This window comes from uncultured Bacteroides sp., assembly GCF_949298305.1.
GTDB lineage: Bacteria > Bacteroidota > Bacteroidia > Bacteroidales > Bacteroidaceae > Bacteroides.
On record NZ_CASFWU010000048.1, the window covers coordinates 19,942 to 27,445 of the forward strand.

Consider the following 7,504-nt stretch of genomic DNA (forward strand, 5'->3'; position numbering starts at 1 on the left):
ACTTTTGCATCCCGTTAATGGATACCATCGAATAAAGAAACTTTAAAAACAAAATAAGAATGGCAGTAGAATTGAAAGACCTCACCAAGCGAAGCGAGAATTACTCGCAGTGGTATAACGAATTGGTGGTGAAAGCCGACCTTGCAGAACAGTCGGCTGTGCGTGGATGTATGGTTATTAAGCCCTATGGATACGCTATTTGGGAGAAAATGCAACGTCAGTTGGACGATATGTTTAAGGAAACAGGACATGTCAATGCCTATTTCCCATTGCTCATCCCGAAATCTTTCCTCAGCCGTGAGGCAGAACATGTGGAAGGATTTGCCAAAGAATGTGCCGTGGTAACCCACTACCGTCTGAAGAACGATCCGAATGGTGGGGGAGTGGTTGTAGATCCGGCTGCCAAGTTGGAAGAAGAATTGATTATTCGTCCGACTTCTGAAACCATCATCTGGAATACTTATAAGAACTGGATTAATTCCTATCGTGATTTGCCTATTCTCTGCAACCAGTGGGCAAACGTGTTCCGCTGGGAAATGCGTACCCGCCTGTTCCTGCGTACCGCAGAATTCCTGTGGCAGGAAGGACATACGGCACACGCCACTAAGGAGGAGGCCGAAGCCGAGGCCGTGAAGATGCTGAACGTTTACAGCGACTTTGCCGAGAAGTACATGGCGGTTCCGGTCATTAAGGGTGTGAAGTCGGCCAACGAACGTTTTGCCGGCGCATTGAACACCTATACCATCGAGGCCATGATGCAGGATGGTAAGGCCCTGCAGAGCGGAACCTCGCACTTCCTGGGACAGAACTTTGCCAAGGCATTTGACGTTCAGTTTGTCAATAAAGAGAACAAGCTGGAATATGTATGGGCTACGTCCTGGGGTGTGTCTACCCGTCTGATGGGAGCGCTCATCATGACTCACTCTGATGACAACGGCCTTGTATTGCCGCCACACCTGGCTCCGATTCAGGTAGTCATTGTACCTATTTACAAAAATGCCGAGATGTTGGCCAAGATAGACGAGAAGGTGGCAGGCATCGTGACGAGATTGAAGGCATTGGGCATTTCTGTGAAGTACGACAATGCCGACAACAAACGTCCTGGCTTCAAGTTTGCCGACTACGAAGTGAAGGGCGTTCCCGTACGATTGGTAATGGGTGGACGTGACTTGGAGAACAACACCATGGAGATTATGCGTCGCGATACGTTGGAGAAGGAAACCCGCTCGTGCGACGGCATCGAAGAGTATGTAAAGAACCTGCTGGAAGACATCCAGGCAAATATCTACAAGAAAGCGCTCGACTATCGCAACAGCCGTATTACGACCGTGGACAGCTACGAGGAATTTAAGGAGAAGATTGAGGAAGGCGGCTTTATCCTGGCTCACTGGGACGGTACAACCGAGACCGAAGAAAAGATTAAGGAAGAGACCAAGGCTACCATTCGGTGCATCCCGTTTGATTCTTTTGTACCCGGTGACAAGGAACCCGGCAAATGTATGGTGACAGGCAAACCATCGCCCTGCCGCGTGATTTTTGCCCGTTCCTATTAAAATAACGGAAGGAAACAGGTCGACTAGTTATGGGGGTCGACTTGTTTCCTTTTCATTTATTCAAGTGCAGAAACTTTGAAAAAGATTTGGTGCATACCGAGGAAAAAGCTAAATTTGCACTCGCTTTTGAAAAGGTAAGGCATTCGGGGTGTAGCGCAGTCCGGTTAGCGCACCTGCTTTGGGAGCAGGGGGTCGAAGGTTCGAATCCTTTCACCCCGACATTAGGTCGGATTTCTTTGGAAATCAGGCCTTTTTTCTTTAGATAAGGGTTCTTTTTTCTGTCTGAAAATAGTCTGATTTTGTCTGGTTCATAAATCGTCAAAAAAAACTGGTCAAAAAAAGATTAATTATGAGAAAGAAAAAGATTATTGTTTTGCCACATCTGGTGGATGCTGGCGGAGATTTGAGCAGGGATTGGTTCGTGGAATATTCATGCCGTGACCCGCGCACTGACAAGCTCAAGCGTTTCAGGGAATATGGCGGTTTCAGAAAATTGAAGTCAGCCAAGGAAAGATATGCCTTGGCCAAACAAATCATTTCAGAAATCAAGGATAAACTGTCAACTGGATGGACTCCCTTCAAGGAGGAGAAGCTGACGTATCAGGATGCTCTCATCTTGCAGGTACACGCTGACCGGTGGGGACGTGAACGTGAATCCCTCCCTACCATCCGTGTCTATCTATCAGAGTTCCTGGACGTGAAGAAGGTGACCGTCATTGCGCATTCTTACCAGACTTATCGCTCGAAACTGCGTATCTTTGCCGAGTGGGCAGAGCATCAGAAGCTGGACGACATTCATATAAGCTGCATCACGAGAGAGCATATTTGCGATTTCCTGCTATACATGGTGGAGCAAAACAAGGTATCAAAACGTACGGTTCTGAAGTACAAACAAATCTTGCACGGGTTTTTCGATTACATGATTCAGGCTAAAGGCATCGTGCTGGCAAATCCCGTGCATGACATCCCGGACATGGGGAGGCTGACCGATGAAGCACCGCGACCAATCCCTGAGAAGGAACGCTCAATGCTGATGTCTTATATGAGAAAGAACGACCCGCAGTTATGGTTGTTCTGCCAGATGGAATATTATTGCGCCATCCGGCCGAATGAACTGCGACAGCTGCGCATTCTTGATATAGATTTCGTCAAACGCATCATCCGTGTGCCTTGTACAATCAGTAAAAACCGTCAGACCGAGTTCGTGAATATGCCCAACCAGCTATACAACGTGCTGCTTGCATTGAAGGTGAATGAACTGGAAGGTGACCTCTATTTGTTTTCAGGTGGAGGAAGACCGGGAAAGGTTATGCTTGGGAAGAACAATTTCCGTTTTCGTTTCGACCGCATCCGTAACCGTCTTGACTTGTCGGCGTCGTACAAGTTGTACAGCTTCAAACATACGGGTGGAGTCGAACTGGTCAATGCCGGTGTAGATACCTGGGAGTTGCAACGCCATTTCCGGCATAAATCCATTGATACAACGGAACGCTATATTCGCAGGAATTTTGCGGTGAAAAGTGATAAAATAAAGAATCACTTCCCGGATATCTGATAATATCCCTACATTTGCCCCTATGAAAAAGAACATCGAAATACATTCGGTGACAGCATGAAGGACGAAAGCATCGAGGAGGGCGACATCCTCGTCATCGACAAATCCCTGGAACTGATAGAGGGCGACCTGGCCGTGTGCTATGTGGACGGCGAGTTCACCGTCAAGCGGGTTTCCATCGAGGGCGACACCGTTTGGTTGGTTCCTTCTAATCCTTCCTATCCTCGAATCAAAGTGACTGCCGACAATGATTTTCTGGTGTGGGGCATCGTGACCTACACCATCAAGAAGAACCGTAGGAGGAGGTAGCCATGTTCGGCCTGATGGACTGCAATAACTTCTACGCCTCATGCGAGCGGGTGTTCAACCCCTCGCTGAACGGGCGGCCCGTGGTCGTGCTCTCGAACAACGACGGGTGCGTCATCGCCCGCTCCAACGAAGCGAAGGCGCTGGGCATCCCGATGGGTGCGCCGGCCTATCAGATGCGGGAGCAGGTGGAGAAGCACGGGATTGCAGTATTCTCATCGAACTACACCCTCTATGGTGATATGTCCGCCCGTGTCATGTCTATCCTTTCATCGCTGGTGCCGGACATCGAGGTCTATTCTATCGACGAGGCATTTGTGAACTTGGATGGCATTACGGACTATCAGAACTTGGGCTCCACCATCGTAAATAAGGTGTATAAAGGTACGGGCATACCCGTCAGTTTGGGAATTGCTCCGACCCGTACCTTGGCGAAGATGGCCAACAAGTTCGCCAAAAAGTATCCGGCATACAAGCGTGTCTGCTGCATCGACACGGACGAGAAGCGGGAGAAGGCCCTGCGCCTGTTCGCCATCGGCGACGTGTGGGGCATCGGCCGGAGACAGGCTGCCAAGCTGGAGAAAGAAGGCGTGAAGACAGCCTATGACTTCACCCAGTTGCCCGGCTCATGGGTACGCAAGTACATGACCGTGGTCGGAGAACGTACATGGAAAGAGCTTCGTGGAACACCCTGCATCACGGAGAACATCACGCCGCGTAAACAGATTTGTACATCCCGCAGCTTCGGCCGGATGATAGAGGACATCGAGCAGATGGATGAAGCGGTGTCTACATTCGCGGCAACTTGTGCAAAGAAACTCAGAGAACAAAAGGGCTACGCCGTATCGCTCTTGGTATTCATTATAACCAACCGCTTCCGGGAGGACTTGCCCCAGTACTGGAAAAGCGTTTCGGTCAATCTTCCGGTACCAACGGACGACACGCTGGAGATTGTTCACTATGCTCTGACAGGATTACGAAGCATCTTCAGAACTGGGTACCAGTATAAGAAGGCCGGTGTCATTATTACTGAAATCACGTACAACGTCCAGCAGAACCTGTTCGATACCGTGGACAGGGATAAGAGGGCACGGCTGATGAACGCCATCGACAGCATCAACGGGAAGCATGGAAGCTCCGTCAAGCTGGCTGTGCAAGGTCAGGGTACCGGTTGGAAGCTGAAGCAGGAGCAGTTATCCAAGCACTATACAACGGATTTGGGGGAGATTATTGAGATTAATTGCACGTAAAACATACAGGACCACGCTTTATATTGATTCGGGCAATTCTTTCAGGTTTATACTATTAAAACCGCTTTTATGAATTAGTATGGCGATGTCTCTAATATCACCTATTCTAACAGTTTGTGGTTCATTTGAATTGAAATCCGCAAATATTCTAAATTCGTTTTGCGCTTTATACTTATCCCTTTTCATAAATGGAGTGATATTGATTTTATTGTTGTATTCCTGCTCAGAATAATATTTGACACTATCAAAATAAAAATCCACTCCCAAATTTGAGAATGCATGTCTACATCTTTCAATAAATGTATCATATTGAAGAATAACCACTATTGTATCATAATCACTATCTAAAGATTGAAAGACATCGTTATTTATAATTGATAGTTTTGTATTATTACCCATCATTTAAACATCACAGTCTACCATTGCCATAGAATAAATATTACCTATATTCTGGTCAACGTATTCTCTAACTTTAATCTCGGATGGATGCAATGTGATTTCATTACCATTTGAGAACTTAAATACAGCTTGTATAGGTTTATAACGCATGAAAGAAATGGAATTCTCGAATTTGTCGCCAATTCCTGTAGATTCATCCATTTCAGTGAAACACATAAGGGTATTCATGTACATTTCACCAAACAAAAGGAATCGCCTCATGTATTCATACTTCTGTACTTTAATTAGTATATCCTTAACTATAGCCATATGGATTGGTTAGAAATGAATTTATAAATCCCCGACCACCTTCTGGCAGCCGGGGCACTTGCCAGCAGCAAGCAATCTTCTACTCCGCTAAGATAGCTATTATTCTTTGATTCTTTCGTACAATACCCAGAAAGGTTGGCCGCAGATGTATTCGATGGCAAAGCGGGCCTCGGTGAGCTGTCTGGCCAGTTCTTTGGCAGATACGTCGATGATGTTCTGTAGGTCGTATTGCAGTTCGGCGGTGGTCTTGTAGACTTTCTGTGAGGTTGCCCCGATGGGGGCGTAGTTCTGCCGGAGGAAATCGGCTATGGCGGTCTGACGTTTTTGTTCCTCCTGCTTCTGCTTGTCGTCTTCGTCTTGGTAGTGACGGAAACCTATCTTATTGCTCATTGTGAACCTCCTTTCTTCGCCTGCATTACACAATACACCAGTGCCAGCACGGCGGGTGGGAAGATGAAGGTTGCGCAAGCGCAGAATGCGGCGCTGATGTACCAGGCATCGCGGGCGGTCTTGATTTGGCATTCTTGGGGCAACACTTTGTTAAATAGTTCACGCAGTTTGTCCGCAACGGATATGCGCGGAGCAGGCACGGCGGGCGTGCCGAGGGTCAGTTCTTTTTTCATTTTGTTGAGCAATTAAATGAAACAAATAGGTTAAGAATATGGGAAAGCGACCCTTTCAATACCCAGAAAATTTAGAAACTTACCTATAAAATGAAAGTTCCGCTTTCCCGTTGCTCAACACCTGATACAGGCTGGGAGGCCATTAAGCACTCCACACGGGGGTCGGAACTTATATGGTTGACCGAAGGCATAAAAAATGCCAACGGCAATCGGTTGGCGAACTACTCGTCGCCTGTATTAAATGTTGAGCACTGCAAATATAGGGATTGTTTTTGGATGGGCAATCATTTTCGCAATAAAACTATTTCTTTATCTGATGAAAATACAAGGAGTCTATGATTTCGGCTATCATCTTACCTTTTTTGCTCACTCCGTTATAAGTTTTCCGCCTGTTCTTGGAATCCTTGAAACGCTGTGCGGTCTCCAGCCTCTTTTTCAATTCCACGTATTTAGGTGCGGAAAGTTCCTTGTAGAAAGATAGCTGCATGTTGATTACCTCTGTCTCCTTATCATAGTCTTTCAATTTACGAAGGCAGATACATGCTTCCGAATAGGCTTTGAGCTTGTCTTCTAACCGACGTTCCTTTTCTGCTGCAACCAGGAAAGCGTCCGCTGCTTCCGACCATTTTTCTTGCTTCTTCAGCACCATGGCGGACTGCATGTAGTCTTTCAGTTTATGAATGAGGACTTCTGTATATTCGTCTCCATATACAAATATCTCTCCATAATACCTGGCTGTGGCCTTCACATAAGGAGTATCATATCCTTGCTTGACATAATTTACATAGCAATCAATATATTTATCTTGATTCCAGGTAAGTTCTTCCGAACACTCCTTGGGTACATATCCTATGAAAACGCCATTTTCTGTGTGGACTCTAATGGCAAATTTATCTGCCGGATTGTCTGGTTCAGGTACCAGATTCAGAACTTCCCCTTTTTTAAGCTGTTCGGCTTCGTAGATGGCTCTACTTCCACGATAATATAATCCTTTTACTTCAAAGAAGATTTCCGTTATGTAATCTTCTCCTCGTTCTTCAGCTCTCTTTGATAGATGCTCGATAGTCGGGACTACATATCCGCTCTTTGGGGCCTTCGAATAGGATTGTATAGGGGATTCGTTATAACTCTCTGTACGCTGATGGTTGTGGGCTGGCCGACTGCTTCTGTTCAGCGTATTGTCGATAATCTGGTCATCGTATTGTTTAGCATCACTGCTCTTGCCATAAGTGGTAGTAGAGGAATTGTCTCCTTTGTCACTCACTTTCGCTATGACAATGATAACGATGAAGATTATAATGATAAATATTAAGACCTCCATATTTAGTAATCTATACGGTTGTTATCCATTGTTTGTATTCGCTCTATCATCAATAATCTGTTCTATTAAACTGATGATCTTATTAATAGAATCATTAGTGTCCAATAAAAATGGACGAGTTAAAAAATTAATCAAATAGTCCTTCAAAAAGGGGATAATCGAGTTCTTTGACATCGTTGAAATCAGTC

7 protein-coding genes, 1 tRNA gene and 1 pseudogene are annotated in these 7,504 nt (G+C 45.9%); 5 read left to right on the plus strand and 4 right to left on the minus strand.

Features of this window, described 5'->3' with window-relative positions; translation table 11 throughout:
* Positions 1–59 precede the first annotated feature (59 nt).
* The 5 genes and pseudogenes from proS (at position 60) to Q1Y74_RS08155 (ending at position 4,664) form a co-directional block, all read left to right on the plus strand.
* Positions 60–1,553: a proline--tRNA ligase gene (gene proS / locus Q1Y74_RS08135; RefSeq protein WP_300813705.1), complete on the plus strand. Its 1,494-nt coding sequence runs from the start codon at positions 60–62 to the stop codon at positions 1,551–1,553.
* Positions 1,554–1,697: 144 nt separating this feature from the next.
* Positions 1,698–1,772, plus strand: a tRNA-Pro gene (locus Q1Y74_RS08140).
* Positions 1,773–1,902: 130 nt separating this feature from the next.
* A complete protein-coding gene (locus Q1Y74_RS08145; RefSeq protein WP_300813707.1) occupies positions 1,903–3,108 on the plus strand; it encodes a site-specific integrase in 1,206 nt (401 codons plus the stop codon).
* A 48-nt stretch (positions 3,109–3,156) separates the two neighbouring features.
* Positions 3,157–3,417, plus strand: a pseudogene (locus tag Q1Y74_RS08150) (S24 family peptidase); the annotation flags it as partial.
* A gap of 14 nt (positions 3,418–3,431) precedes the next feature.
* Positions 3,432–4,664 carry a Y-family DNA polymerase gene (locus tag Q1Y74_RS08155; protein ID WP_300813723.1) on the plus strand — a complete coding sequence of 411 codons (1,233 nt, stop codon included), beginning with the start codon at positions 3,432–3,434 and terminating at the stop codon, positions 4,662–4,664.
* A gap of 18 nt (positions 4,665–4,682) precedes the next feature.
* Here the strand turns inward: Q1Y74_RS08155 and Q1Y74_RS08160 are convergent, their stop codons facing one another.
* The 4 genes from Q1Y74_RS08160 to Q1Y74_RS08175 form a co-directional block, all read right to left on the minus strand.
* Complete coding sequence (locus Q1Y74_RS08160) at positions 4,683–5,066, minus strand: hypothetical protein (RefSeq protein ID WP_300813709.1); 384 nt, start codon at positions 5,064–5,066, stop codon at positions 4,683–4,685.
* A gap of 405 nt (positions 5,067–5,471) precedes the next feature.
* Complete coding sequence (locus Q1Y74_RS08165; protein WP_300813711.1) at positions 5,472–5,762, minus strand: hypothetical protein; 291 nt, start codon at positions 5,760–5,762, stop codon at positions 5,472–5,474.
* Positions 5,759–5,995: a hypothetical protein gene (locus Q1Y74_RS08170; RefSeq protein ID WP_300813712.1), complete on the minus strand. Its 237-nt coding sequence runs from the start codon at positions 5,993–5,995 to the stop codon at positions 5,759–5,761. Before Q1Y74_RS08170 ends, Q1Y74_RS08165 begins: the two co-directional genes overlap by 4 nt.
* 301 nt (positions 5,996–6,296) lie before the next feature.
* Entirely contained in the window at positions 6,297–7,316 is a 1,020-nt protein-coding gene (locus Q1Y74_RS08175; RefSeq protein WP_300813713.1) for an HIRAN domain-containing protein, read from the minus strand.
* Between the last annotated feature and the right edge of the window lie 188 nt (positions 7,317–7,504).

Bases quoted from the DNA above. Each gene is read 5' to 3' on its own strand.
- Q1Y74_RS08160 (WP_300813709.1), bottom strand. From the start codon at position 5,066: ATGATGGGTAATAATACAAAACTATCAATTATAAATAACGATGTCTTT.
- Q1Y74_RS08155 (WP_300813723.1), top strand. From the start codon at position 3,432: ATGGACTGCAATAACTTCTACGCCTCATGCGAGCGGGTGTTCAACCCC.
- Q1Y74_RS08145 (WP_300813707.1), top strand. From the start codon at position 1,903: ATGAGAAAGAAAAAGATTATTGTTTTGCCACATCTGGTGGATGCTGGC.
- Q1Y74_RS08175 (WP_300813713.1), bottom strand. From the start codon at position 7,316: ATGGAGGTCTTAATATTTATCATTATAATCTTCATCGTTATCATTGTC.
- proS (WP_300813705.1), top strand. From the start codon at position 60: ATGGCAGTAGAATTGAAAGACCTCACCAAGCGAAGCGAGAATTACTCG.
- Q1Y74_RS08165 (WP_300813711.1), bottom strand. From the start codon at position 5,762: ATGAGCAATAAGATAGGTTTCCGTCACTACCAAGACGAAGACGACAAG.
- Q1Y74_RS08170 (WP_300813712.1), bottom strand. From the start codon at position 5,995: ATGAAAAAAGAACTGACCCTCGGCACGCCCGCCGTGCCTGCTCCGCGC.